Here is a 26423-nt window from a genome sequence, read left to right on the forward strand (position 1 = left end):
AAGTGGCGCGAAGGCGAAAAGGCGGTATAATCCCGCGATTTTTTTTTAGCTCAACTCATTCCGGGAGAACACCAATGAAGATCGTGGAAGTCAGACACCCGCTGGTCAAACATAAACTGGGCTTGATGCGTGAGCATGATATCAGTACCAAGCGTTTCCGCGAGCTGGCATCAGAAGTGGGCAGCCTGCTGACCTACGAAGCCACCGCCGATCTGGAAACCGAAAAAGTGACTATTGAGGGCTGGAACGGCCCGGTGCAGATCGATCAAATCAAAGGTAAAAAAATTACGGTGGTCCCGATTCTGCGTGCCGGTCTCGGCATGATGGAAGGCGTGCTGGAGCATGTTCCCAGCGCACGCATCAGCGTGGTGGGCGTCTACCGTGATGAAGAAACCCTGGAACCTGTTCCCTATTTCCAGAAGCTGGTCTCGAACATTGAAGAGCGCCTGGCGCTGGTGGTAGACCCGATGCTGGCGACCGGTGGTTCAATGATCGCCACCATCGACCTGCTGAAAAAAGCCGGTTGCAGCAGCATTAAAGTGCTGGTGCTGGTGGCCGCGCCAGAAGGGATTGCCGCTCTGGAAAAAGCGCATCCTGACGTAGAGCTCTATACCGCGTCGGTCGATCAGGGACTGAACGACAAAGGTTACATCATTCCTGGGCTCGGTGACGCCGGGGATAAGATTTTCGGAACCAAATAAATCGCATAGCCGGCCGGAGAGTCGGCTTTTTTTTGGCAAAAAAAGCATCATCCCCAATCGGATAACACCCGCCGTCTGGCATCAGCTTCCCGCACTCTGCGTGACGCTGCGTCGGCGCGGGTGTCACCAACGGGGAAAACTAACGCAAGGGGATAAATGATGACTCGTCGCGCCATTGGCGTCAGTGAACGACCGCCGTTACTGCAAACCATTCCACTCAGCCTGCAACATCTGTTCGCCATGTTTGGCGCCACGGTGCTGGTGCCGATTCTGTTCCACATCAACCCGGCTACCGTACTGTTATTCAACGGTGTCGGCACGCTGATTTATCTGTTTATCTGTAAGGGTAAAATTCCTGCCTATCTTGGCTCAAGCTTTGCTTTTATCTCGCCGGTGCTGCTGCTGTTGCCACTGGGCTACGAGGTGGCGCTCGGCGGATTTATTCTATGCGGCGTGCTGTTCTGTATTGTGGCGCTGATTGTGAAACGGGCCGGTACCGGCTGGCTGGATGTGATGTTCCCGCCGGCGGCGATGGGCGCGATTGTCGCAGTCATCGGCCTGGAACTGGCTGGCGTGGCGGCGAATATGGCCGGTCTGCTGCCGGCTGAGGGCAGTTCGCCCGACAGCACCACGGTGATTATCTCGCTGGTGACGCTGGCGGTGACGGTGTTTGGTTCGGTGCTGTTTCGCGGCTTTCTGGCGATCATCCCGATTCTGATCGGGGTGCTGGTCGGCTATACGCTCTCGTGGTTTATGGGCATCGTCGACTGGAGCGGGGTAGAGAACGCGCCGTGGTTCGCGCTGCCAACCTTCTATACGCCACGCTTCGAGTGGGTGGCAATGCTGACTATTCTGCCGGCGGCGCTGGTGGTGATTGCCGAACACATCGGCCATCTGGTGGTCACGGCCAATATCGTGAAGAAAGATCTGATCCGCGACCCTGGCCTGCACCGCTCGATGTTCGCCAATGGCTTATCAACGGTGATTTCTGGTTTCTTTGGCTCGACCCCCAACACCACCTACGGTGAGAATATCGGCGTGATGGCGATTACCCGCGTCTACAGCACCTGGGTAATTGGCGGCGCGGCGATCCTCGCCATTCTGCTGTCCTGCGTCGGTAAACTGGCGGCGGCGATTCAGGCGATCCCGGTGCCGGTGATGGGCGGCGTCTCGCTGCTGCTGTACGGGGTAATTGGCGCGTCCGGTATCCGGGTGCTGATCGAATCCAAAGTGGATTACAACAAAGCGCAGAATCTGATCCTGACCTCGGTAATCCTGATCATCGGCGTCAGCGGCGCGAAGGTGCATATCGGCGCGGCGGAACTGAAAGGCATGGCGCTGGCCACTCTCGTTGGCGTGGGATTAGCGCTGATCTTCCGCGTGATTTCACTGCTGCGCCCGGAAGAGGTAGTGCTGGAAGCTGACGAACGCCAGGATAGCTGATCGTTAGCCGCTTCCTGAGAACGGGGCAGGGACGCTCCATTCATCTCTTTCTGAAAACTGTGGTAGACTTCCCCGGTTTTTTGCTTGTTCTCTTGCTGAGGTGCTTCTGAACACGCCGGCACAATTGTCATTGCCACTCTATTTGCCTGACGACGAAACCTTCGCCAGCTTCTGGCCGGGGGAGAACCCGTCGCTGATTGCCGCGCTGAAAGGTGCTCTCAACCAACAACATGGCAGCTATCTCTACTTCTGGTCGCGCGAAGGCGGAGGCCGGAGCCATTTGCTGCACGCAGCCTGCGCAGAAATGTCAGCGCGCGGTGCGGCGGTCGGCTATGTGCCGCTGGATAAGCGCACCTGGTTTGTGCCGGAAGTGCTGGAAGGGATGGAGCAACTGTCACTGGTATGCATCGATAATATCGAGTGCATTGCCGGCGAGCCGGAGTGGGAAATGGCGATCTTCGATCTCTACAACCGCATTCTGGAAACCGGCAATACCCGCCTGTTTATCACCGGCGATCGTCCGCCACGTCAGCTTAATCTGCAGTTGCCCGATCTGGCTTCGCGTCTCGACTGGGGCCAGATCTACCGTCTGCAGCCGCTCTCTGATGAAGATAAGCTACAGGCGTTGCAGCTGCGTGCCGGATTGCGCGGCTTTGAGCTGCCGGAAGACGTTGGCCGCTTCCTGCTGAAGCGACTCGATCGCGAAATGCGCACGCTGTTTGATACGCTGGATCGCCTCGATCGTGCATCGATCAGTGCCCAGCGCAAACTGACCATCCCCTTTGTTAAAGAGACGCTCGGCCTTTAAATAATCCCGAGTACCGCCTCCGGTGGGCGGCCGATACGCGCCTGGTCGCCATTAATCACAATCGGTCGCTCAATCAGGCTGGGATGGTCAACCAACGCGGCGATCAGTTCAGCCTCACTCTTCGTTTCCTCCGCCAGCCCCAGCTCATGATAAAGCGGCTCTTTGGTCCGCATCAGCTGGCGTATACTCTGCATCCCCAGCTTTTGCAGCAGGATTTGCAGCGTGTCGCGGGTTGGTGGGGTTTGCAGATAGAGCACCACCTCGGGTTCAATGCCGCGTTCCTGTAACAGCGCCAGCGTTTCGCGACTCTTGCTACAGCGCGGATTGTGATAAATCGTCACCATTTCAGGCGATCTCCTCTGATAACGGGCCGGTTAGCCTTTCTGATATTGTTTAAAACGCTGCTGCAACTGCCGCAGCTGATCGATACGGGCATCGTAACGCGCCTGCTTCAGGCTGCCGAGCGGCACCTGGGCGCTGGCGCTGCTAAGGGTAGTGATCGCCTGGTCAAGCTGGCCGTTGAGCGCCAGGCTTTCAGCGCGCGCCGACAGCTCTTCATCGTTCAGTCCCTGCTGTGCTGATGCCTGTGCCAGTAAGTCCCAGCCGTTAGGATCATCTTTGTTGGTCCAGGTGTAGCGATTCAGAATGCGGCTGGCGTTGGCCGGCTGTTTCGCTTCAACGTAGGCGTTTGCCAGGTTGAGCTGCACTACCGGGCTGTTCTTCGCGCCGGTCGCGCCGGTAAGCAGGGCGATCGCCTGTTGCGGCTGGTTCAGTCCGATGTCGATATCCGACATGATATCGAGGAACCAGACGTTATCCGGCTGCTTCGCCAGCAGCGGAGTGATGATCCGCTTCGCATCGGCATAGCTTTTCGCCTGTAAAAACTGCACTGCCTTACCGTACTGCGACGCCAGCTGTTCGCGGGTGTTACCGCTGGCGTACTGGTTCAACAGTTCATCGGTCAGCTGATTGCGGCCGGTGGCGTACATCCCCAGCGCACGCACCTTCGCCAGATAGAAATCCTGACTGGACTGCACCACCACCGGTCGCATCTGGTTGGCGCGGTTGCGCGCATCTGCCAGACGGCTGTCAGGCAGCGGGTGCGTCAGCAGAATTTCTGGTGGCTTAGACGAGAAGCGGCTCTGATCGGCCAGCTTCTGTAAAAAATTTGGCATCGCCTGGGGATCGAAACCGGCACGTTGCAGCACCTGAATCCCGATGCGATCCGCCTCCTGCTCGTTACCCTGGGTGAAGCTGATAATGCCTTGCTGGGTTCCCGCCAGCGTACCGGTCAGCGCCGCCATACCGGCCTGCGGATTGGCCATCGCCAGCAGAATTGAGCCCAGCGCGCCGACCCAGGTGAGCGGGGCATTGCGCTTTTGATCTTCCATGGCGCGTGCCAGATGGCGCTGCGTCACGTGCGAAATTTCATGCGCCATTACCGAGGCCAGCTGGCTTTCATTTTCGGTGAACCGGAACAGCGCCGAGTGCAGCACCACATTGCCGCCAAAGAAGGCAAAGGCGTTGAGTTCATCGTTCTGAATCAGAAAGAAGTGGAACGGCGTCTTAACCGAATCGGCGTGTGACACCAGCCGCTGGCCGAGCTGATTGATGTACTGGTTAAGCAACGGGTCATTGATCAGGGGAGCACTGGCGCGCAACTGGCGAACGTAGAAGTCGCCCATCTGTAATTCCTGATTAATCGACAGCGTTGAGCCCGCTGTGGTCCCCATATCGGGCAGTGAATCACTGACGTCGGCCCAGGCAGGTGCCAGACTGGTGAACATCAGCGTTGGGAGCAGTGCGGCGATCAGCGTTTTTTTTAACCGGTTCAACATGCCTTAATCCTGTAAAGAGGCCCTGAAACTGGCCAGGTGCGCAGCGGTAAGCTTCCGTTTTTTCGCAGCTAACAACGGTTCGCAACTATCTTAACCACAGCATGATAAGAAAGGAATGGGGTTATCTACGCCGGATGGCGTCTGTTTTGTGCAAGATCGCCTTTTCTGGCGAAAAAAATTGAATATGTTAAAAACTTAAACCGGAGTTAAACGAAAAAACGCCGGCCGCCTGAGCTGAGGGTAATGGGCGAGGAGAAACTGGCTTATTCAGGTTTTCCCGGTGTGGTCGCGGGAAATAAAGCAGATTATGCTGAGGGTGAAATAAAACGCTTTACGCGCTTAGTTTAAAGTTATGTAAATTCACTCAAAAAAATTGAATGTGGCATGAATTTTTCCAGGTTTACTCCGAAAAAAAGGCCATTTCGCGCGTTTTATGTCCGTCGTCACGATTAAGTAAATAATTCCTCCTCATCGGATAGTCATTTCAGGCTCCAGAAAATAGTGGCATTGAATTAACCTGAAGTGATCATTAATGCGGGCAATTAATAAAGATATTAAGGTCCATCTATTATTCGCTTTACGTCAGATGTTGATGAAAATTTTCGATTGGTAAAGCACGATCATTATTTCTGTCGTAACCAAATCTGAGCTGACACACATTTACGCAGGCGCTGAATATCGATGCGCTGTGATATAGATATTGCCCCGATTCAGAATATGGATCTGTAGCGCGTTATTTGCCGGAGAGGAGTGTTATGCGTTCAGCGGTTTCTTACGTGTTAATTGCCATTATGGGTGGTGTGGTCGGCGCGGTTGTCACACAAAGCGGCACTCTTTATGACAAAGTCGTGCAGCATTTTTCGTCTGAGCCGCAGGAGCCTGAAGGTTTCTGGAGTACGCCAGCGATTGAAGGTTATGGCAAAATTCATTATGAGGCCGACGCCGCTTTTAAACCGGTGGCGGGGTTGAGCAATAAAATCGTTTTCCAGATTACCCGTAGCGACGGAGCGATGACTGCGCCCAATCTGGGGCTGGAGCGGGTCGCGCGGGTGGTTAATCTCTATATTGCCTCAGGCGTTCCGGCTGACCAGCTGAAATTTGTGGTCTCAGTGACCGGTGACGCCACCCCGGCGATGCTGGATAACGCCCATTTCAGGCAGTTCTATGGCATTGATAATCCGAACCTGAAATTGATCGATGAGCTAAATAAAACGGGCGTAAAAGTATCGGTCTGCGATCAGTCGGTGGCCTTCCATCACTATCCCAATAACTGGATTGATAAATCGGTCGTGCATGCGCTTTCCAGTCCGACCACGGTATCGACCCTGCAAAATCAGGGTTACGCGTGGCTGGCAATGTAATTAATACCTTGTCTAAAACATCAGGAGAATAAGTGATGCGTCCAGCAGCCTTTATTGTGGTCGCCGCCGTGGCGGGGTTTATTGGTGGTAATGTTTTACAGTTGCCGGAATTATTCGATAAGGTCAGTGGCAAAGTGGCAGATAATAAAACCCAGCCGGCTGATTTCTGGAGTACCCCAGCCATTGAAGGCTACGGAAAAATACATTATGTCGATACGCCAGCCTTTAAACCGGGCACAACGCCAGGCCTGAGTAATAAAATTGTTTTCCAGATCAACCGCAGTGAAGGCGATATTCGCCAGCCGAACCTGGGTCTGGAGCGGGTTGCTCGCGTCACTAACCTCTATTATGCGGCGGGCGTCCCGCTCGACCAGTTGAAATTCGTGGTATCGATTAACAGCGATGCGGTCCCGGCTGCCTTAAACAATGCGCAGTTTCATAAAGCCTATGGCGTCGACAATCCGAACCTTAAATTGATCAGTGAACTGAAAAAAGCCGGTGTTGAAGTGTCGATTTGCGATCAGTCGGTGGCGTTCCATCAGCTTGAGCGCGAATGGATTGACCCGATGGTCACCCACACCATCTCCAGCGGCACCACCGTCGCCACGCTGCAAAATGAAGGGTACGCTTTCCTGATGCTGTGATCCTGACAGCGGCGACACCGCCGCTGTTCTCTTTTCGTCAGGTTCCAACCCTGCCTCTGTCGTATCATGCCGTTAGCTTCCGCCTCAATGAGATCGATCTCATCGACGGTAAGCGAGGGCGTGATGACCGATTTACGCCGTGTAGCCACGCTGGCGGGCGTTTCGCGCGACACCGCCGCACGCGCCTTTTCTACTCCTCCTCTGCTGAACCCCGACACGCTGCACAAGGAGCTGGCCGCCTCAGCGTAACCCGGATTACGCCCGCATCATATTGTCCGTCAGTTACGACTCAGTACGTCACCACGTTGTGGAGGTTGCTGCCTTCGCTGCTTCATCCGGTATTGCCCGGCAATTACAGGCGATAGAGCAGCTGGCCGGCGTATAACATCAGGTGGTGCTGGAGCTGCAACCTGACGACCCGGCCCACTTCGTGCTGGAACCACCCCGATTTCTGCTGCAGCGCTGGCAGCCGGGGCAGCGGATGGTGCCGCATCAGTACGCCATTGACCGCTTTTCTGGGTTGTGGCCGTTTTATAATCAGCAGGAATTAATCGATTAGGGCCAGGTAAATTTGAATTTAGTCCACTGTCGGCGGCCTTAAACCTGCTCAAATCCTCCGCCAGGGTGTAGACTTATGCCCGGAATCACCAGGGTAACCGGCACACGCTAAAAACAATAATCGGGCACGTAAGACATGATTTTTTCTCCTGCGGCGGCAACGCCATGCTAAGGCGTTTTCGGCCCAAAACCGATCTACGCAATTTAATCGCACTGCTGGTTATGGTCAGCATCGTTATTACGCTTGCCAATACGCTCTACGCGACCTGGCGGGTACAGCGTCAGGTACTGATTGAAAGTACCCTTGAGGCTAATCGCGCTTATGCCGCTAAACTGGCCTCCACCAGCGAGATTTTCTTCCAGCTGGCGCAGTCACAGTTGCATTACAGCGCTAACCAACTCAGTGATAATTTTAATAACGAGACGCTGCTGCAAAACGAAGTCAACCGCCTGCGCGAGCAGACCACCAGTTTTAACTCGGTAGCAGTGGTGGATGAGCAGGGGATAGTAAAAGCCATCTCGCCGGAGTCGCTGACGCTGAAAGGGATGCATCTGACCAGTGAAGCATCACGCGAAGCGCTGGAGATGCGCCAGCCGATCATCAGTAAACCCACTCTTTCTGCAGCGAACAACTTACTGGTATTTGTCTCCTGGCCAATCTGGAGCCACGAAGGCGACTATCTGGGCTATGTCGGCGGCACCATCTATCTGAAGAAAAAGAGCATTCTGAATGCGCTGCTGGGCGAGCAGTTTTATCGCGATGGCACCAGCGTCTACGTGCTCGACAGCAATAATCAGGTGCTCTATCACCAGAATCGCCAGCTGATTGGCAAAATGCTGCCCGCCATCATCGGGCCGCGTGAGGATCAAAGCAATGGCTCGCTAATGCTCTCGCAGTCGGGTGAGGTTAAGCAGCTGGCGGGGTATGCCGTGGTGCCGACCACCGGCTGGATGGTGGTGGCGCTCAAGCCGATTAACGTCACGCTGAAGCCGCTCTCCGGCCTGTTGCTCAAGGTGCTGAAAAATTCCGTGCCGTTTGCGCTGCTGACTCTGCTGGTGGCGGTGGTGCTGGCCCGGCTGATTGCGCTGCCGCTGTGGCAACTGGCCCGTAAAGCCAGCCGGATGGATGCACAGGGTGTGTCAATGGAGATTGGCGGCATCAGCGCCTGGTATTTTGAGGCCGCTCAGGTCAAACGCGCACTACTGACCGGCATTGGTCTGGTGCAGGACAAAATTGGCCGGCTCAACTCGGAAGCGCAAACCGATCCGCTGACCCAGTTGCTGAACCGTCGCGGCCTCAACGCGGTGCTGGACTATTACCAGACGCTGCGCCAGCCGTTTTCGGTGCTGGCGCTGGATATCGATCACTTTAAAAACGTCAACGATAGCTGGGGACACGACGTCGGCGATCGGGTGATCCAGCAGGTGGCGAGTACCCTGCGGGCCAGCGCGCGCCAGTCCGACGTGGTTTGCCGCAACGGCGGAGAGGAGTTCCTGATGCTGCTGCCGGGCACCCCGCTGGAAGAGGCGTTGATCATTGCGGAGCGGGTACGGCTCGGCATTGCCGAAGCCTGGCTTACCGACGTTGGCCGCATCACCTTATCAATTGGCGTCTCGGCATGGAACGGTCAGCAGGATGTGTCGCTGGAAGCCAGCTTAAAGCAGGCGGATGCCGCGCTGTATCAGGCGAAAAACAGCGGACGTAACTGCGTGATTGCGGCACCCGTCAGCTAACCGCGCGCCAGCAGGCAACGCCCTTTTCAGGCTGCTTATATCAGGTACAATCGTCCTCCTTTTTTGCTGTATTGGATCGGAAGTTATGCTGGCTTTATTATTTCAATGGTACAAACGCCGCTTCAGCGATCCGCAGGCTATTGCCCTGCTGGTGATCCTGCTAGCGGGCTTCTGCATCCTGTTTTTCTTAAGCGATCTGCTGGCACCGCTGCTGCTGGCCGTGGTGCTGGCCTATCTGCTGGAATGGCCAACGGCTCGACTGCAGCGCGTTGGCTGCAGCCGAAGCTGGGCCACCTCAATTGTGCTGGTGCTGTTCGCCGGTATTCTGCTGGTGATGGTGCTGATTGTGGCGCCGGTCGCCTGGCAACAGGGCATCAATCTGACCCGCGACCTGCCCAACATGCTCAACAAGCTCTACCTGTTTTCCGCCGGGCTGCCGAAGCGTTTTCCGGCACTGATGGATGCCGGCATCATCGATCTGATTGCGGAGAACCTGCGTAGCCGGCTGAGCGGCGTCGGCGATTCGCTGGTCCGCTACTCTCTGGCGTCGCTGGTCGGCCTGATGACGCTGATGATCTATCTGGTGCTGGTGCCGCTGATGGTGTTCTTCCTGTTAAAGGATAAAGAACAGATGCTGAACGCAGTGCGCCGGGTGTTGCCACGCAATCGCGGTCTGGCTGGGGTAGTGTGGCTGGAGATGAATCAGCAGATCACCAACTATATTCGCGGCAAAGTGCTGGAGATGGTGGTGGTCGGCATCGCCAGCTGGCTGGCCTTCCTGTTTCTCGGCCTCAACTATGCGCTCCTGCTGGCGGTACTGGTGGGGATTTCGGTGTTGATTCCCTATATCGGCGCGATGCTGGTTACCGTGCCGGTAATCTGCGTAGGACTGTTTCAGTGGGGGATGGGCAGCGAATTCTGGACCATGTTTATCGTCTATCTGGTGATTCAGGCGCTGGATGGCAACATTCTGGTGCCGATTCTGTTCTCAGAAACGGTTAATCTGCATCCACTGGTGATTATCTTATCGGTGGTGATTTTTGGCGGGCTATGGGGATTCTGGGGCGTGTTCTTTGCCATTCCACTGGCGACGCTGGTCAAAGCGGTGGTGCATGCCTGGCCGGACGAGCACCGGACGGCGTAATAAGCCGGGCGCGGCGAGTAAACTGCCGCGCCCGACAGACATCAGGCGGACTTAACGTAATCCAGCACGATGTCGTGGTGATTTGAGGTTTTGAAGTTATCGAATACCTTTTCCACCTTGCCATCCGCATCCAGCAGGAAGCTGATGCGATGGATGCCGTCATAGGTTTTACCCATAAAGGTCTTTTCACCCCAGACGCCAAATGCCTTACAGACCTCATGATCTTCATCCGACAGCAGGGTGAAATTCAGCAGCTCTTTTTCGACAAAGCGTGACAGTTTTTCCGGTTTGTCAGTGCTGATGCCCAGCACCTCGACACCCGCTTTTTTCAACTCATCCATATTGTCACGCAGACCACACGCCTGGACGGTGCAGCCAGGCGTCATCGCCTTCGGATAGAAATACACCAGAACGCGCTGTCCCTGGAAGTCGGTCAAATTAACCTGTTCGCCGTCCTGATCGGGCAAGCTAAATTTCGGTGCGGTATCACCGGCTTTCAGTGGATTCATCACATCTCTCCATTTTTTTATTCAGGCTGTCGGTAATACACCATCCGGCCGGAAACTGCCAAACGGAAAATTACCATCAGGGGGTATTTCACCACATAGCCGGGCACGTTTCGGTGACAGTAATGTGGAGAAATAGCTCCGGTATTGTGACCTGCGCCGTTAGCGTGCCGGGCTGATGGCTTCACTGCTGTCGGCATCCGACGCGCTGTAAAGACGCAGCGAACCCTGGGCATTCAGCTCCTGACACAGCGTATTAAAAGCCTGCTCAAACGACGTGCCTTCGGTACGCGTTGGACTGTGGGCCGTCATTTGAATATAGAGCGTTGGGGGTAAATCGTGTTGCCCCGGCGTAATTCGTGACACCAGTTCGGCAACGTTCATCTGATGTTTATCGATCAGATCGGTAAAACGCTCAATGATGTGCGGCGAATCCGCCACCTCAACCTGAATAAACGCGGTATCCGGCATCGGCGGACGCTGACGGGCATTGGTGCGCTTCATGACGATCAGCAGTTCCAGTTCGGCACCTTTCAGCGGCAGAGTGGATTCAATCAGCGTAATGGCGTTCCAGCTACCGGATAGCAGCATGATAAAGGTGAACTCATCCCCAAGCATGGCGAGACGGCTATCTTCGATATTGCAACCGCAGCTGCTGACGTGTCGGGTGATGGTATTGACGATACCCGGACGGTCAACACCGAGCGCGGTGATCACCAGATGATGGGGCTGAGATTGCGGCAAAATGGCTTTTCCTGTGCATTCGCTAATAACCATAAGGTAAACATAAAAAAAACTGCTGACAAGCGCGGGAATAGCGTGGCTTGCTTGCTTTTCCCTAAGTGTAAAACGTACCATGAAGCACTTGTTTGTCGAGGGGATCGCCAATGTTTACGGGAAGTATTGTTGCACTCGTTACGCCAATGGATGACAAAGGTAATGTCTGCCGTGCGAGTCTGAAAAAACTGATTGATTATCATGTCGCCAGCGGCACCGCGGCGATTGTTTCCGTCGGCACCACAGGCGAATCGGCCACGCTGAGCCATGAGGAACACGGCGATGTGGTGATGCTGACCCTGGAGCTGGCCGATGGCCGGATCCCGGTGATCGCCGGAACCGGGGCGAATGCCACCGCAGAAGGCATCTCTCTGACTAAACGTTTCGAACACTCCGGCGTTGTCGGCTGCCTGACCGTCACGCCGTATTACAACCGTCCGACGCAGGAAGGATTGTTCCAGCACTTTAAAGCCATCGCCGACAGCACCAGCCTGCCGCAAATGCTGTATAACGTACCCTCGCGCACCGGTTGTGACATGCTGCCGGAAACCGTTGCCCGCCTGGCTGAAATAAAAAATATTATCGGAATCAAAGAGGCAACCGGGAACTTATCGCGGGTTAGTCAGATCCAAGAGCTGGTTAATGAAGAGTTCATTCTGGTGAGTGGCGACGACGCTACCGCACTGGACTTTATGCAACTGGGCGGCAAAGGCGTCATTTCGGTGACTGCGAACGTGGCCGCGCGCGAAATGGCCGAGCTGTGCACACTGGCGCAGCAGGGCAATTTCGTCGAGGCTCGCCGCCTGAATCAGCGTCTGATGCATCTGCACCAGACGCTTTTCTGTGAACCCAATCCTATCCCGGTAAAATGGGCTGCGAAACAGCTAGGATTAATCGCTAACGACACGCTGCGTCTGCCAATGACGCCACTGACTGCAGCCGGCCAGCCGAAAGTGGAGCAGGCGCTGGTGAAAGCGGGTTTGCGATAATTTAGGGAGTTTGAATGAATTACTCAGTAAAGCGGTCAACGGTAGCTACCGTGGTGGGGCTTTCCACCCTGATGCTGTTGTCGGCCTGTTCGAGCGACCAGCGCTATAAGCGCCAGGTCAGCGGTGATGAATCTTACCTGCAAGCCAGCGAATTACATGAACTGAAAGCCCCTGCCGGAATGATCCTGCCGGTTCAGCGTGGTGATTTTGACGTGCCGCGCACCAGCAGTCAGGCGCCGACCGGCAAGCAGCTCGATATCCGTCCACCGGCCCAGCCACTGGCGCTGCTGAACGGTACGCGCGCGCAATACAGCAATAATACCGGCGCGTTGATGATTGAGAACAGCCGTGGCTCCGTCTGGTCGCAGGTGGTTAATGTGGTGCAGTCTTACAAATTCCCGATTGCTTCACGCAATGACGCGGGACAGCAGCTGACCACTGACTGGGTGCAGTGGAACCGGGCTGATGAAGACCAGCAGTACCGTGGCCGCTACCAGATCAGCGTACAGTCGCAGAGCTATCAGCAGCTGCTGACGGTTCGTCTGCTGGAACTGCAACAGGATGGCAAAACCATCACTTCGCCGGCGCAAATCCAGCGTTATACCGCGCAGATGCTCAACGACATCAGCACCGGTCTGGATAAGATCGAAACCGCCAGCGAAAACGCCGCTTCAGGTCGGGTGAATGGTGCGATTGATGTGCAGAGTGGCGCAGATGATACCGGCTTGCCGTTGCTGATCCTGCGTACGCCTTACAACGTGGCGTGGCAGCGTCTGCCAGAGGCGATGAAACGCGTCGGCATGGAAGTGACGGACACCACCCGTTCAACCGGCAGCATGAAGGTGACCTATAAATCACCGGGCAGCAGCAGCTGGGATGAAGTGGGCGCGAAAGATCCGGAATTGCCAAACGGTGATTACAAAGTGCAGGTCGGCGATCTTGATAACCGTACCAGCCTGCAGTTCATCGATCCGAAAGGACATGTGCTGACCCAGTCGCAAAATGATGCGCTGGTGGCGGTGTTCCAGGGCGCGCTGAACAAATAAAGTGATTAACGGCCGGAGATTCTCCGGCCTTTTTATTTTGTTTTTGGCATAATAGCGCGCGGCGAAGTAATCGATTGCGTCCCGCCAATCGCCGCAGCGGCACAGGCCGTTGAACACCCGTTATTTCAAGTCTGGAGTTAACAAGATGCAAAAGCGAGCTGAGTTGTATCGCGGTAAAGCGAAAACCGTATACAGCACCGACAATCCGGATCTGCTGATACTCGAATTCCGCAACGATACGTCAGCCGGTGACGGCGCCCGAATCGAGCAGTTTGATCGCAAAGGAATGGTAAACAACAAGTTTAACCATTTCATCATGACTAAATTGCAGGAAGCGGGTATCCCGACCCAGATGGAAGCGCTGCTGTCTGATAACGAAGCGCTGGTGAAGAAGCTGGAGATGGTGCCGGTTGAGTGTGTCGTCCGCAACCGTGCCGCGGGTTCACTGGTTAAGCGTCTGGGCGTGGAAGAGGGGATGGTGCTGAATCCACCGCTGTTCGATCTTTTCCTGAAAGATGATGCGAAACATGACCCGATGGTCAACGAATCCTACTGCGAAACCTTTGGCTGGGTCAGCAAAGAAAACCTGGCGCGGATGCAGGAACTGACCTTCAAAGCCAATGAAGTGCTGAGCAAGCTGTTTGATGACGCCGGCTTAATTCTGGTCGACTTCAAGCTGGAGTTTGGTCTGTTTAACGGCGAAGTGACGCTGGGCGATGAGTTCTCGCCAGACGGCGCGCGCCTGTGGGACAAACAGACGCTGGATAAAATGGACAAAGACCGTTTCCGCCAGAACCTGGGTGGCGTGGTTGAAGCCTATGAAGCGGTTGCCCAGCGACTGGGCGTGAAGCTCGACTAAGTCGCGCCGTACCGCAGAAAAAGGAGAGCCCCGGCTCTCCTTTTTTCATTTTGGCATAAAGCTGGTGATTGCCCCGGCACACAACTAAAATCATGCCATCTGAGTAAACCGCTAAGGGAGTACAGCATGCGCTGGCAAGGGCGTCGCGAAAGCGACAATGTAGAGGACCGTCGCGATCAATCATCCGGTTTTGGTGGAGGAGGCCGCCAGATTCGTCTGCCGCGCGGCAAAGGCGGGATTGTTCTGCTGATTGTGGTGGCGGTGGCCGGCTATTATGGCTATGACCTGACCGCCTTACTGACCGGCGGTGAAGTGGCACCGACCAGTCAGCAACAGCAGCGTAGCGTCAGTCCGAATGAGGATGAAGCGGCGAAATTTACCAAAGTGATGCTGGCGACCACCGAAGATACCTGGGGGAAACTGTTCCAGCAGATGAACAAACAGTATGTCGCGCCGAAGCTGGTGATGTATCGCGGTGCCACCCGCACCGGCTGCGGTACCGGCCAGTCAGTGATGGGGCCGTTCTACTGTCCTGCCGATCAGACGGTTTATATCGATCTCTCGTTTTATGATGAGATGAAAACCAAACTCGGTGCCGGTGGTGACTTTGCCCAGGGCTATGTGATTGCGCATGAAGTGGGCCATCACGTCCAGAAACTGTTGGGTATCGAACCGAAAGTTCGCGAAATGCAGCAGGGTGCCAGCCAGACTCAGGTAAACCAGCTGTCGGTCAAAATGGAGTTACAGGCTGACTGCTTCGCTGGCGTCTGGGGACACTATATGCAGCAGGAAAATATCCTTGAGGTTGGCGATCTGCAGGAAGCCCTGAATGCCGCTGAGGCGATTGGCGACGATCGACTGCAGCAAAAAAGTCAGGGGCGGGTAGTGCCGGACAGCTTTACCCACGGCACCTCGCAGCAGCGATACAGCTGGTTCAAGCGCGGCTTTGATGGTGGCAATCCGGGACAGTGCAACACCTTCGCCAGCAACCAGTGACCCTGCAACGCCTCACCGCACAGATGCAGCAGGCCGGGATTCGACGGCTGGCGGTGATCAGCGGCGATCCGGCGTGGTGCCTGATGCGGGCGACGGCGTGGCGTGATGCGCTGGCGGGTGACTGGCTGACGCTAAGCGACAACGCACTGTTTTCCGGTCCGCACTGCGTGCCGGGGGCGGTGCGCACCCTGCTGGGACGCGAATTTCATCATGCGATTTTCGATGCCCGGCAGGGCTTCCATGCTGAAGCCTTCGCCGCGCTGGCCGGCACCTTAACCGCCGGTAGCTGGCTGCTGCTGCTGGTCCCGCCCTGGGACCGGTGGCTGCAACAACCTGATGCTGATAGCCTGCGCTGGGCGGACGTCGCCGAGCCGATCGCCACGCCACGCTTCGTTGATCATCTGCAACAGCAGATTCTGAACGATGCAGAAGTGCTGCTGGAGCAGCAGCATCAGCCTTGCCGTCTTCCGCCGCATACAGACTGGCCACAGTGGCAGTGTCGGGCACCGCAACAGCAGCAGGCGATGCTGGCGCAGTTGCTGGCGCTGCCGTCAGGCGTGGCGGTGCTGACTGCCGCCCGCGGACGCGGAAAGTCGGCACTGGCGGGCATGCTGGCGGGCCAGCAGGGAAACTGTCTGGTGACCGCGCCGGCCAGGGCGTCCACCGGGGTACTGGCCGCGTTTGCCGGCGATCATTTTCATTTTATGGCCCCGGATGCGCTACTGGCGCTGATGCCGCCGCCGCCCGCTGCCTGGCTGATTATTGATGAAGCCGCCGCCATTCCCGCGCCGTTGCTGCAGGCGCTGATCAGTCGTTTTCCCCGGGTATTACTCACCACCACGGTGCAGGGTTACGAAGGCAGCGGACGCGGTTTTATCCTGAAATTTTGCGCCGGACTGCCGCAGGTTCGCTATTTCACCCTTGATGAACCACTCCGCTGGTCGCGCAGCGATCCGCTGGAACGCTGGCTCAACCAGGCGCTGCTGTTTGACGATGCTGCTGCCGTCGCACCGTCATCCTCAGCCATTCCGCATCGGGCGTCGCGCAACGATTTTACGGCGTTGCAGGCGGCCTATCGGCTGCTGACCAGCGCCCATTACCGCACCTCTCCGCTTGATTTACGTCGTCTGCTGGATGCGCCCGGCATGCAGCTGTGGCTGGCGGGTAACGCGTTAGCGTTGCAGGGCGCGTTATGGCTGGTGGAAGAGGGCGGGCTTGATGCTGCCCTGGCAGAGGCGGTATGGGCCGGTACCCGTCGGCCGCGTGGCAATCTGGTGGCTCAGTCGCTGGCGGCGCACGCCGGATTCGCTGAAGCGGCAACGTTACGCTCACTGCGTATCAGCCGCATTGCCGTGGCGGCGGAGAGTCGTCGTCGTGGCATCGGTCAGCAACTGGTGGCGGCAGCCCGTCATGCCGCCGCGGATTACGACTATCTTTCTGTCAGCTTCGGCTACACTGAATCTCTTTGGGCTTTCTGGCGCAGCTGTGGTTTTACCCTGGTGCGCATCGGCAGCCAGCGTGAAGCCAGTAGCGGCTGCTACGCCGCAATGGCGATGCTGGCCTGTTCTGATGCCGGTGAGACGTTACAGCGGCGGGCCGCACACCAGCTGGCCCGTGACTGGCCGGTGCTGCGTCAGCATATCGCGCTGGAGCCGGACATCACTGCGTGCCGTGAGGCAGGTTTCACGCCGCAGGATGCCCGACTGGCGGCCGGTTTTGCCTGGGCGCAGCGGCCACTGGAGGCCAGTTTGCCGGTGTTGCAGCGGCTGGCTGGGGTCTCTGCTCAGCCGTTACCGCTGATCGAGGCTGCTATCGCTGCTCCTGATGCGCTGACTGCACTGGCCCGGCAGGCGGGGCTGAGCGGCCGTAAAGCGTTAATTGCCGCACTGCGTCAGCAAGCCACTATCGCACTTGAAACGCTGCAGGACGTTGATGCCGACGTCTTACGTCAGTCGTTGAAATAATTCGACCGGCGGCTTCAAATATTCCTCATATCATTCCGCGCCCGGCGGCGTAGAGTGACAACAGGAGGTCAACATGACACTGAAATATGTAATCGTTCAACAGCCTGCTACGGCGGCCCAGCTGTTCCTGCTTTATCACGGCGTGGGCGACAATCCGGATTCAATGGGCGAGATCGGCAGCTGGTTTGCCCGCACTTTTCCTGAAGCGCTGGTGGTTTCGGTAGGATCGCCTGCCGCTGGTCGTCAGTGGTTTACTGAAGCGGAATTACACGACCAGACGGTCCAGCAGCGGGTAGATGCCGCCATGCCGCAGTTTGTCGAGTCGGTCCGTCACTGGCAGCAGCAGAGTGGTGTCCGGGCGGAAGCTACGGCGCTGATCGGCTTTTCGCAGGGTGGCAGCATGGTGCTGGAAGGGGTAAAAGCCCATGCCGACCTGGCGGGGCGCGCGGTGGTGTTTAATGGCCGTTTCGTTACCCTGCCAGAGAAAGCCAGCACCCGTACCACGGTGCATCTGATCCACGGCGATTATGATGAGCAGATCCCGCTGCATCATGCGCAACATGCAGAGCAACGACTGACGGCATTAGGCGGTGATGTGACGCTGGATATTGTTGATGATTTAGCCCACGCGATTGACCATCGCAGTATGGAACTGGCGCTTAATCATCTGCGCTATACGGTACCGAAACGCTACTTTGATGAAGCGTTAAGCGGGGCGAAACCCGGTGATGACGATGTGATTGTGATGATGTAAAAATGCCCTCGCACGGCGAGGGCATCCGCGATTACTTTTTCTTCGGCCAGTCGTCGTCATCGTCCCATTTATCGTTAAAATCACGATGCGGCGGCAGGTCCGGTTTGTTATCCATAAATTTTTTGTGATCGATGCGTTTCAGATCTTTATACACATTCATCAGCACGCCAACCATCAGCAGGATCACCAGGATCCACCAGTAGTCTTTAATAAACTCCATTTCCCGCTCCTTAATATCGCACTCAGGCGATCAGTTGTTCCATGATGCGTTGATACATCCGGCTCAGCATCTGCAGGTCGGAGGCTTTCACACACTCATTGATTTTATGAATGGTGGCATTCACCGGACCCAGTTCTACTACCTGCGCACCCATCCGGGCGATAAACCGGCCATCAGAGGTGCCGCCGGTCGTCAGCAGCTGCGGCTTAATCTCATTATAGTGCGCCACCGCTTTTACGACGGCATCGACCAGCTTACCGCGATCGGTCAGGAACGGCTGACCCGAGAGTTTCCACTCAATGGTGTAGCGCAGCTGATGACGATCCAGCAGTTCTGCAACCCGCTGACGGATCATCTCATCGGTCAGCTCAGTGCTGAAACGGAAGTTGAACTGCACGAACAGCTCGCCGGGGATGACGTTGTTGCTGCCGGTTCCGGCCTGTACGTTGGCAATCTGCATGCTGGTCGCCGGAAAGAAGGCATTGCCCTGGTCCCACTCGACGGCCACCAGTTCATTCAGCGCCGGCATCGCCCGATGCACCGGATTATCGGCCAGATGGGGATAGGCGACATGACCCTGAACCCCATGCACCGTCAGATTCGCGGTGATCGAGCCGCGCCGGCCATTTTTCACTACGTCGCCCACCACTTCGGTACTGGACGGTTCGCCAACCAGGCAGTAATCAAGCCGTTCCTGGCGTGCCATCAGGCGCTCAACCACTTTAACGGTACCGTTAGCACCGCTGGCCTCTTCATCGGAAGTAATCAGAAACGCCAGCCGGCCTTTATGGTGAGGATGGACGGCGACAAAACGTTCGGCGGCCACCACCATCGCCGCCAGCGAGCCTTTCATATCGGCCGCGCCACGGCCAAACAGCATGCCGTCGCGGATGGTGGGTTCAAAAGGAGGATTGATCCAGCGGCTGGAATCGCCCGCCGGGACCACATCGGTATGACCGGCAAACGCCAGCGTTTCGCCTTCACCGCGGGTCGCCCAGAAATTCAGGGTGTCACCGATGTTCATGGTCTCGATGTGAAAGCCAATCGCCTGCAAGCGGGCGATCAGCAGAGCCTGACAGCCGGCATCATCGGGGCTGAGAGACGGGCGACGAATAAGCTGTTGCGTCAGCTCAATGACCGGGCAAAACATATTATGACTTCTCCTGGATAGCATTCTGATAGGTCGTCTCACTAAAGCCGGCAAGCAAAGTGCCATCCGGAGTGCGTAACAGCGGGCGTTTAATCATCGCAGGCTGAGCCAGCATCAGCGCTTTGGCGCTGTCTGCATCGGTGACGGCCTCGCGCTCTGCCTCGGGCAATTTGCGCCAGGTGGTGCCGCGGGTGTTGAGCAGGGTGGTATAACCCAGCGCATCAATAAATTCCTGCAACTGCGCGTCACTCAGGCCATCAGCACGGTAGTCATGGAACCGATAGTCGATGCCAGCAGCCGTTAAAAAGCCCCGGGCTTTTTTTATCGTGTCGCAATTTTTAATCCCGTACATCACCCACTGCGCGCTCATTGCCTGATCCTTATTGTCCTGTGAAACGTTGAAGCTGAAAAAAGCAGCCAAAGCGCGAGTTTAGCATAGTGCGATCCGTTGCGGCATCTCACCAGGCGGGCCAGAGCTGTCAATAATCGTTACCGGCAGGCATCAGGTAAACGTTATCAATTTCAGCCGTAATCATTACCTGGCTTATCATTGGATAATTAAGAATTTCGCCATGTTGAGAAAATAAGCTACCGCTGGGGTTATCAATTAATAATTGCAGGCGGGTTAAGCAGTTGCTGAAATGTGCGTCAGCTACCAAATCCGATAAAACTCAGGTTTTATTCACCGCTGCCGATAGTGATAACAGGTGTAAACGTATTCACCTGATGAAAAAAAACGCGTAACATTGCCATCACAATAAGAGAGGGCATTATGATTGACACTGAAATGGGGAACTGGAAAGAATTTATCGAAGCGATGTTACGCAACAAGTAACACGTGACGAGAAAAGCAGGGCGTTTCCCCTCTTGCTGCAATTCTTACCACACACAGAAATAAGGCGGTCACTGATATCAGTGGCCGCTTTTTATTTCTGGCGCGACTCCCTGCTGAGTCAGCCTGCTTAATCGTGCGGTTTCTCTTTCAGCGGGAAACGACGGCGTACCAGCACGAAGAACAGCGGTACGAAGAAGATCGCCAGCAGCGTGGCGGAGATCATGCCACCCATCACGCCGGTACCGACCGCATGCTGACTGCCGGAGCCGGCACCGCTGCTGATCGCCATCGGCAGTACCCCGAAGATAAAGGCCAGCGAGGTCATCAGAATCGGCCGCAGGCGCTGGCGGGCGGCCTCCAGCGTTGATGCCACCAGTTCGCCGCCTTTGCTGTTGATCTCATTGGCAAACTCAACAATCAGAATGGCGTTCTTGGCGGAGAGGCCCACCACCGTCAGCAACCCGACCTGGAAATAGACGTCATTCTCCAGCCCGCGCAGCCAGGTGGCAATCAGCGCGCCGACCACGCCGAGCGGGACCACCAGCATCACTGAGAACGGAATCGACCAGCTCTCATACAGCGCGGCGAGGCAGAGGAACACCACCAGCAGCGAAATAGCATACAGCGCCGGTGCCTGCGAGCCGGACAGACGCTCCTGGTACGAAGCGCCGCTCCACTGGAAGCCGACGCCCAGCGGTAAGGCGTTGACCAGTTTTTCCATCTCATCCATCGCGGTGCCGCTGCTGACGCCGTTGGCGGCTTCACCGACAATCTCCAGCGAGGAGTAACCGTTGTAGCGCTCCAGCCGGGGGGAACCGGTCTCCCAGTGGCTGGTGGCGAACGCGGAGAAGGGCACCATGCCGCCGCTGCTGTTGCGCACGTACCACTTATTGATATCGCCCGGCAGCATGCGGAATTCGGCTGCCGCCTGGACATAGACTTTTTTCACCCGGCCACGATCGAGGAAGTCATTCACATAGCTTGAGCCCCAGGCGGTGGTCAGGGTGTCGTTGATGGTATCGAGCGAGACGCCCAGCGCCTGCGCTTTGCGCTCATCGACATCAATCTGTAACTGTGGGCTGTCGTCGAGTCCGTTGTGGCGCACCCGCGATAACGATTTATCGCTGGCGGCCATCTCCAGTAGCTTATCGCGCATCGCCATTAACCGGGCATGGCCGAGCCCGGCATGATCCTGCAGCTGCAGGTCAAAGCCCGACGAACTGCCCATGCCAGTAATGGCCGGCGGACTGCTGGCGATCACCCGACCCTCTTTAATCTTCTGAAACGCTTTTGTGGCGCGATCAATAATCGCGAACGAGGTGCGATCGGCACCGGGACGATCTTCCCAGTTTTTCAGTCGGACAAACAGCCGCGCCACGTTCTGACCGTTACCGCCAGGCCCGGCGCCGATGGTCGAGAACACCGACAGCACATTGGCCTGTTCTTCGGTCAGATAGTAATTTTCGACTTTTGCCACCACGGCGGCAGTCTGCTCTAAGGTGGCACCGGCCGGAAGCTGGACCTGGGTCAGAAACACGCCGCGATCTTCCAGCGGCAGGAAAGAAGTGGGCAGACGCAGAAACAGAAAGGCCATCAGGCCGATAAGCGCAAGATAGAGCAGCAGCCAGCGGCCGCCCTTACGCAGAATACCTGCCACGCCGTGCTGGTAACGGTCCGCGTTTTTATTGAAGTGACGGTTGAACCAGCCGAAGAAGCCGCCACGCCCGTGCGACTCGCCGGGCTTCACCGGCTTGAGCAGCGTGGCGCACAGCGCGGGCGTCAGGATCATCGCCACCAGTACCGACAACACCATTGCCGACACAATGGTGATTGAGAACTGGCGATAAATGGCCCCGACCGTGCCGCCAAAAAAAGCCATCGGCACGAAGACTGCCGACAGCACCAGTGCGATACCGACCAGCGCGCCCTGAATCTGGCCCATCGATTTGCGTGTCGCGGCACGCGGCGACAATCCCTCTTCACTCATCAGGCGTTCAACGTTTTCCACCACCACGATGGCGTCATCCACCAGCAGGCCGATCGCCAGCACCATGGCGAACATCGTCAGGGTATTGATACTGAAACCGCAGGCGTAGAGCACGCTGAAGGTGCCAAACAGCACCACCGGGACGGCGATGGTGGGGATCAGCGTGGCGCGGAAGTTCTGCATAAACAGGTACATCACACCAAACACCAGCACAATCGCTTCCAGCAGCGTCTTCACCACATCGGTAATTGACGCTTTGACGAATGGCGAAGTTTCATAGGCGATTTTGGCTTCCAGCCCGTGCGGGAAATAGTGGGATAACTCCTCAATACGCGCCCGCACCAGCTTGTCGGTATTCATCTCATTGGCACCCGAGGCCAGTTTTACCCCCAGACCGGAAGCGGGCTGGCCATTATAGCGGCTGAGGTAGTCATATTTTTCGGCACCGAGCGCCACGCTGGCGACATCACCCAGCGTGACCACCGAACCATCAGGATTGTTCTTCAGGGTAATCGCCCGGAACTGCTCCGGCGTCTGCAGCATCGACTGGGCATTCACCGTGGCGTTAAGCGCCTGCTTGTCTACCGATGGCAGGCCGCCAACCTGGCCGACGGCGACCTGGGCATTCTGCGATTCGATGGCGCTGACCACATCATCGGTGGTCAGGGAGTAGGCGATCAGCTTGTTGGGATCGAGCCAGATGCGCATCGCATATTGTGAACCATAAGCATCTACCTGGCCGACGCCATCAATACGGCTCAGCGGATCCTGGATGTTACTGGCGACATAATCTGCAATATCCTGCTTATCCATGCTGCCGTCGGTCGAGACAAAAGCCACCATCAGAATGTTGCTGTCGCCGGTTTTGTTGACCGTCACGCCCTGTGACTGCACTGCCTGGGGTAATTTACGCAGCGCGGATTGCAGCTGGTTTTGTACCTGCTGGCGCGCTTCATCCGGATCGGTGCCAGCGGTGAAGGTGAGGGTGATCTGCGCCTGGCCGGTGTTGCTGCTGTTGGATGACATGTACATCAGGTTATCGATGCCAGTCATATTCTGCTCGATCACCTGGGTAACGGTGTTCTCCAGCGTTTCGGCAGAGGCGCCAGGATAGTTAGCGGTGATCCGCACGTTGGGCGGTGCCAGGTCGGGATACTGTTCAATAGGCAGCGAAATAATGGAAAGGGTGCCGCAAAGACACAGCAAAATCGCCAGAACCCATGCAAAGATGGGTCGGTCGATAAAGAAATTCGACATTAAATCGACACTCCTCAGTGCTTTTTTATCAGGAATGAGAGCCCAGGAAAGGGTGCACCGGCAGAGCAACCGGATGATCTCTTCCACGATTTCCTGCCGACACTTACTCTACGTGCGGTCAATTAGAGAATCGTGGAGAAATTGTGGAGAAAGTGTAAATTCTCCGATTATTTAACGATGGCGGCTTTCAAGCCAGAGCACGGTCGCGGCAACGCGCGAGCGCACATCCAGTTTACGCAACAGGTTGCGGATATGCACTTTTACCGTCTCTTCTGAGATATGCAGAATGGTGCCAATCTCTTTATTCGACAGACCGCGCGCCACCTCCTGCAGCACATCACGCTCACGCTCAGTCAGCTGGCGTAAAGGATCGGCGCTGTGCTGGCGATTGGCAAGATAACGGGCGACGCCTTCGCTGAACACTTTTTCGCCCTGGGAAGCTTGCAGAATCTGTCCCAGCAGGATCTCCGGCTCGCTGTCTTTCAGCAGATACCCATCGGCACCGGCATCCACCATGGTGAAAATATCACTGTGGGCGTCAGAGACGGTCAGCACCAGAATGCGCGAACTGATGCCTTCGTGGCGCAGGGCTTTAAGGGTATCCAGTCCCGACATGCCTTTCATATTCAGGTCGAGCAGGATCACATCCGGCTCATGCTGGCGAGCCTCTGCCAGCGCTTCCGTGCCGTTGTTGGCTTCTGCGATCACGACCAGCCGGGGATCGAGCGCCAGTAGCTGACGAATCCCCCGGCGCATCAGCGGATGATCGTCAACAATCATCAAAGTTAATGTGGGCTGTTGCATGTTCTTTTCCTTTCCCCGAACTGTTTCAGGCTGTTATGCGTGAAAGATGTCACCTGCTGCTGACACAGAATTCTGCGCCGCAGCGGCTCTGCTGTCGCCATTCGCCTGAAACAGGCTGGCGATCGCTTATCAATAATCTGTTAACCCGCACCGGCACGCTATTCGAACTGACGCGCCGGACGCGGTGGAAATCGCAGTGCGACCTGGGTGCCGCGTGGCTGGGCGCTGATGCTGAGCTTGCCGTCTAAGCGCTGCGCGCGCTCCGCCATAATGGTCAGTCCGTAGTGGCCTGGCGGTTCATCGGTGTTGCTGATGCCAACGCCGTCATCGGTAATCGTCAGTAAGTGCTCACCCTGTTCGGTGTGCTGATAATCAATGCTGATGCACTGCGCGCTGGCGTGACGAATCGCATTCAGCAACGCTTCGCGGGCGATCTGTAAAACATGGACCTGCTGCTGCGCTTCGAGACTCTCTAAGCCTGGCTGATAGTTGAAGAGAATCTGCGCGCCGGTCTGTTCCTGCAGCGAGGCGATCATCGCCTGCATCGCCGCCACCAGATCCGCCTGTTCGATGGTCAGGCGAAAGGTAGTCAGCAGTTCCCGTAACTGGCGATAGGCATCGGCCAGCGCCTGATCAAAGTCGGCAATGATGCCGTGGGCGGCGTGGTCAGATTTATCGACGGTCCGTCGCAGCAGCGTAAGCTGAATGCGCAAAAATGACAGCGACTGCGCCAGCGAATCGTGCAGTTCGCGAGCGATAGTGGTGCGTTCCTCAATCAGCAGCATCTGCTGATGCTGCTTCTGGGCCTGCCAGATCCAGATGGCGCGTCCCAGCATCGCCGCCAGGCTGCGCATTAACTCATCCGCCGGGGCAGGGGCGCGCGCCCGCCAGCGCAGTTCGCCAATCTGCTGGTCGCCCTGCTGCAGCGGCAGTCGTTGCCAGTCCGTGGTGGCATCACATTCACCGGCATGAAAATGAAACTGGTCGCTGTCGAGCCGAATCGCCGTCAGTTTCTCGCGGGTCAGGACATTATTGAGCACCGCTTCAAACAGGGCCGGATGCAGCGGGCTGGCGGTCAGCATCTGTGAGCTGTCGTACAGCAGCGACAGTGTGCGGTTGGCCTGAGTAAGATCTTCGGTTTTGGCGCGCACCGTGCTTTCCAGCAGCTGATAGTGTGAATGCAGACGGGTCGCCATGCCGCTAAACGCTTGCGACAGCACCTTTAGTTCGTTCTGCTGCTCCACCCTGAGCGGCGGAAAATCAAAATTGCCGCTCTCAACATAGCGGCTGGCGGTGACGAGCGCATTGAGCGGGCGCACCACCTGCTGCCGGGTGAACCGAATAGTCAGCAGCGCCAGCGCCACAATGGCGATGACCCCGGCCAGGCTGCTGGCCGCTACCAGCCGCATTTTCAGTTCAGCATAGCGCTGCAAGCCCAGCACGAAACGGTCGATCTCGCCGACGTAAAGCGGTACCTGCTGTTGATAAGCCAGCGCATCACCCTGTTCCAGCCGCTGCTGCAATGACGGCCAGCCTGCGCGTAACCGCTGGTAGAGCAGCTTAACTTCGCGCGGCACCCAGGGGCGATCCAGCTTTTGCAGCACCGGAGCGTCGAGCGTCTGCCGGAACAGCACCAGATGTTGAGGCAGCTGCTGTGGCTGACTGCTGGCATCCCAGGCCATACGGTAACTCTGCATCCGCAGCGATCCTGCCAGATTGATCGCTTCGGCATCACGCTGGCTACTGAAGAGGGTGACCAGCGCCAGACCGGTGGTCAGCAGTGAAAGCAGCACGATGGCGCTTAACGCCTGCGCAATGCTGTGGGTAACGGAACGTTTAACAATCACATCAATAGCCCTGTAGGGAGTGCGGGATTATAAGAGAGCGGTGGCACAACGCAAAGTCCCAATACCCTGTTTATTACACAAGCCGTTACATAATGTACATAAAATGACCGCAACTGACCGTTCCCAGGAACGCACAGACAAAGGCGTTTAAAAAATAACCAGCTTTACGCCCGGCAGAGGTTGCCTTTCATTGCAGCGTTA

Annotated in this window: 25 protein-coding genes and 1 pseudogene; 16 read left to right on the forward strand and 10 right to left on the reverse strand. The window is 56.6% G+C overall.

Annotation, left to right across the window (positions count from 1 at the left end; genetic code table 11):
• Positions 1–74: 74 nt before the first annotated feature.
• From upp to hda, 3 genes are all read left to right on the forward strand, one after another.
• The gene (gene upp, locus AABB92_RS00835) at positions 75–701 is read left to right on the forward strand and encodes a uracil phosphoribosyltransferase (protein ID WP_031375379.1); all 627 of its coding nucleotides are present in this window, start codon (positions 75–77) and stop codon (positions 699–701) included.
• A 159-nt stretch (positions 702–860) separates the two neighbouring features.
• The gene (gene uraA, locus AABB92_RS00840; protein ID WP_031375380.1) at positions 861–2144 is read left to right on the forward strand and encodes a uracil permease; all 1284 of its coding nucleotides are present in this window, start codon (positions 861–863) and stop codon (positions 2142–2144) included.
• Positions 2145–2250: 106 nt separating this feature from the next.
• Positions 2251–2952: a DnaA inactivator Hda gene (gene hda, locus AABB92_RS00845; protein ID WP_180217190.1), complete on the forward strand. Its 702-nt coding sequence runs from the start codon at positions 2251–2253 to the stop codon at positions 2950–2952.
• On the opposite strand, the gene arsC is transcribed toward hda, so the two are convergent.
• Complete coding sequence (gene arsC, locus AABB92_RS00850; RefSeq protein ID WP_031375382.1) at positions 2949–3296, reverse strand: arsenate reductase (glutaredoxin); 348 nt, start codon at positions 3294–3296, stop codon at positions 2949–2951. The two genes, hda and arsC, sit on opposite strands and share 4 nt — an antisense overlap.
• A gap of 30 nt (positions 3297–3326) precedes the next feature.
• A complete protein-coding gene (gene bepA / locus AABB92_RS00855) occupies positions 3327–4790 on the reverse strand; it encodes a beta-barrel assembly-enhancing protease (protein ID WP_046288175.1) in 1464 nt (487 codons plus the stop codon).
• A 755-nt stretch (positions 4791–5545) separates the two neighbouring features.
• Between bepA and AABB92_RS00860 the strand changes: the two genes are divergently transcribed.
• The 6 genes and pseudogenes from AABB92_RS00860 (at position 5546) to AABB92_RS00885 (ending at position 10231) form a co-directional block, all read left to right on the forward strand.
• Entirely contained in the window at positions 5546–6151 is a 606-nt protein-coding gene (locus tag AABB92_RS00860; protein ID WP_031375383.1) for a DsrE family protein, read from the forward strand.
• Positions 6152–6186: 35 nt separating this feature from the next.
• Positions 6187–6795, forward strand: a complete 609-nt coding sequence (locus AABB92_RS00865; protein ID WP_046288176.1) for a DsrE family protein — start codon at positions 6187–6189, stop codon at positions 6793–6795.
• 123 nt (positions 6796–6918) lie between these two features.
• Positions 6919–7171, forward strand: a pseudogene (locus AABB92_RS00870) (GntR family transcriptional regulator); the annotation flags it as partial.
• 15 nt (positions 7172–7186) lie between these two features.
• Positions 7187–7354, forward strand: coding sequence for a hypothetical protein (locus AABB92_RS00875; protein ID WP_238585820.1), 168 nt, complete (start codon positions 7187–7189; stop codon positions 7352–7354).
• 164 nt (positions 7355–7518) lie between these two features.
• Complete coding sequence (locus tag AABB92_RS00880) at positions 7519–9087, forward strand: sensor domain-containing diguanylate cyclase (protein ID WP_031375384.1); 1569 nt, start codon at positions 7519–7521, stop codon at positions 9085–9087.
• Positions 9088–9172: 85 nt separating this feature from the next.
• The gene (locus tag AABB92_RS00885) at positions 9173–10231 is read left to right on the forward strand and encodes an AI-2E family transporter (protein WP_031375385.1); all 1059 of its coding nucleotides are present in this window, start codon (positions 9173–9175) and stop codon (positions 10229–10231) included.
• 41 nt (positions 10232–10272) lie between these two features.
• Here AABB92_RS00885 and bcp read toward each other — a convergent pair whose 3' ends face one another.
• Both bcp and AABB92_RS00895 read right to left on the reverse strand, forming a co-directional pair.
• Positions 10273–10740: a thioredoxin-dependent thiol peroxidase gene (gene bcp / locus AABB92_RS00890; RefSeq protein WP_031375386.1), complete on the reverse strand. Its 468-nt coding sequence runs from the start codon at positions 10738–10740 to the stop codon at positions 10273–10275.
• 159 nt (positions 10741–10899) lie between these two features.
• Entirely contained in the window at positions 10900–11481 is a 582-nt protein-coding gene (locus tag AABB92_RS00895) for a glycine cleavage system transcriptional repressor (RefSeq protein WP_046288177.1), read from the reverse strand.
• A 143-nt stretch (positions 11482–11624) separates the two neighbouring features.
• Between AABB92_RS00895 and dapA the strand changes: the two genes are divergently transcribed.
• The 6 genes from dapA to ypfH all read left to right on the forward strand — a co-directional run bounded on the left by dapA (position 11625) and on the right by ypfH (position 18122).
• Complete coding sequence (gene dapA / locus AABB92_RS00900) at positions 11625–12503, forward strand: 4-hydroxy-tetrahydrodipicolinate synthase (RefSeq protein WP_031375388.1); 879 nt, start codon at positions 11625–11627, stop codon at positions 12501–12503.
• A gap of 14 nt (positions 12504–12517) precedes the next feature.
• On the forward strand, positions 12518–13549 hold the full coding sequence (gene bamC, locus AABB92_RS00905; RefSeq protein ID WP_031375389.1) for an outer membrane protein assembly factor BamC: 1032 nt from the start codon (positions 12518–12520) through the stop codon (positions 13547–13549).
• Between the two features lie 145 nt (positions 13550–13694).
• On the forward strand, positions 13695–14408 hold the full coding sequence (gene purC / locus AABB92_RS00910) for a phosphoribosylaminoimidazolesuccinocarboxamide synthase (protein ID WP_031375390.1): 714 nt from the start codon (positions 13695–13697) through the stop codon (positions 14406–14408).
• 126 nt (positions 14409–14534) lie between these two features.
• The gene (ypfJ, locus tag AABB92_RS00915; RefSeq protein WP_031375391.1) at positions 14535–15404 is read left to right on the forward strand and encodes a KPN_02809 family neutral zinc metallopeptidase; all 870 of its coding nucleotides are present in this window, start codon (positions 14535–14537) and stop codon (positions 15402–15404) included.
• Positions 15401–17368, forward strand: coding sequence for a tRNA(Met) cytidine acetyltransferase TmcA (locus AABB92_RS00920; protein ID WP_046288178.1), 1968 nt, complete (start codon positions 15401–15403; stop codon positions 17366–17368). Before ypfJ ends, AABB92_RS00920 begins: the two co-directional genes overlap by 4 nt.
• A gap of 73 nt (positions 17369–17441) precedes the next feature.
• On the forward strand, positions 17442–18122 hold the full coding sequence (ypfH, locus tag AABB92_RS00925) for an esterase (RefSeq protein WP_031375833.1): 681 nt from the start codon (positions 17442–17444) through the stop codon (positions 18120–18122).
• Between the two features lie 31 nt (positions 18123–18153).
• On the opposite strand, the gene AABB92_RS00930 is transcribed toward ypfH, so the two are convergent.
• Genes AABB92_RS00930 through AABB92_RS00940 form a run of 3 tightly spaced genes read right to left on the reverse strand, consistent with a single transcriptional unit; the run spans position 18154 to position 19862 of the window.
• Positions 18154–18342 (reverse strand): YpfN family protein, encoded by a 189-nt coding sequence (locus AABB92_RS00930; RefSeq protein ID WP_031375834.1) that lies wholly within the window; start codon positions 18340–18342, stop codon positions 18154–18156.
• 22 nt (positions 18343–18364) lie between these two features.
• Positions 18365–19492 (reverse strand): succinyl-diaminopimelate desuccinylase, encoded by a 1128-nt coding sequence (gene dapE, locus AABB92_RS00935; RefSeq protein ID WP_031375835.1) that lies wholly within the window; start codon positions 19490–19492, stop codon positions 18365–18367.
• A gap of 1 nt (position 19493) precedes the next feature.
• Positions 19494–19862, reverse strand: coding sequence for an ArsC family reductase (locus AABB92_RS00940; RefSeq protein ID WP_031375836.1), 369 nt, complete (start codon positions 19860–19862; stop codon positions 19494–19496).
• A 402-nt stretch (positions 19863–20264) separates the two neighbouring features.
• On the opposite strand from AABB92_RS00940, the gene ypfM reads away from it, so the two are divergent.
• Entirely contained in the window at positions 20265–20327 is a 63-nt protein-coding gene (ypfM, locus tag AABB92_RS23395; RefSeq protein ID WP_139015967.1) for a protein YpfM, read from the forward strand.
• Between the two features lie 127 nt (positions 20328–20454).
• Here the strand turns inward: ypfM and acrD are convergent, their stop codons facing one another.
• From acrD to narQ, 3 genes are all read right to left on the reverse strand, one after another.
• Positions 20455–23571: a multidrug efflux RND transporter permease AcrD gene (gene acrD, locus AABB92_RS00945; RefSeq protein ID WP_031375838.1), complete on the reverse strand. Its 3117-nt coding sequence runs from the start codon at positions 23569–23571 to the stop codon at positions 20455–20457.
• Positions 23572–23742: 171 nt separating this feature from the next.
• Complete coding sequence (locus tag AABB92_RS00950) at positions 23743–24375, reverse strand: response regulator (protein WP_031375839.1); 633 nt, start codon at positions 24373–24375, stop codon at positions 23743–23745.
• 158 nt (positions 24376–24533) lie between these two features.
• A complete protein-coding gene (gene narQ / locus AABB92_RS00955; RefSeq protein WP_046288179.1) occupies positions 24534–26222 on the reverse strand; it encodes a nitrate/nitrite two-component system sensor histidine kinase NarQ in 1689 nt (562 codons plus the stop codon).
• Positions 26223–26423: the final 201 nt, after the last annotated feature.

Origin of the sequence: Pantoea brenneri (assembly GCF_038594305.1) — a bacterium.
Taxonomy (GTDB): Bacteria; Pseudomonadota; Gammaproteobacteria; order Enterobacterales; family Enterobacteriaceae; genus Pantoea; species Pantoea brenneri.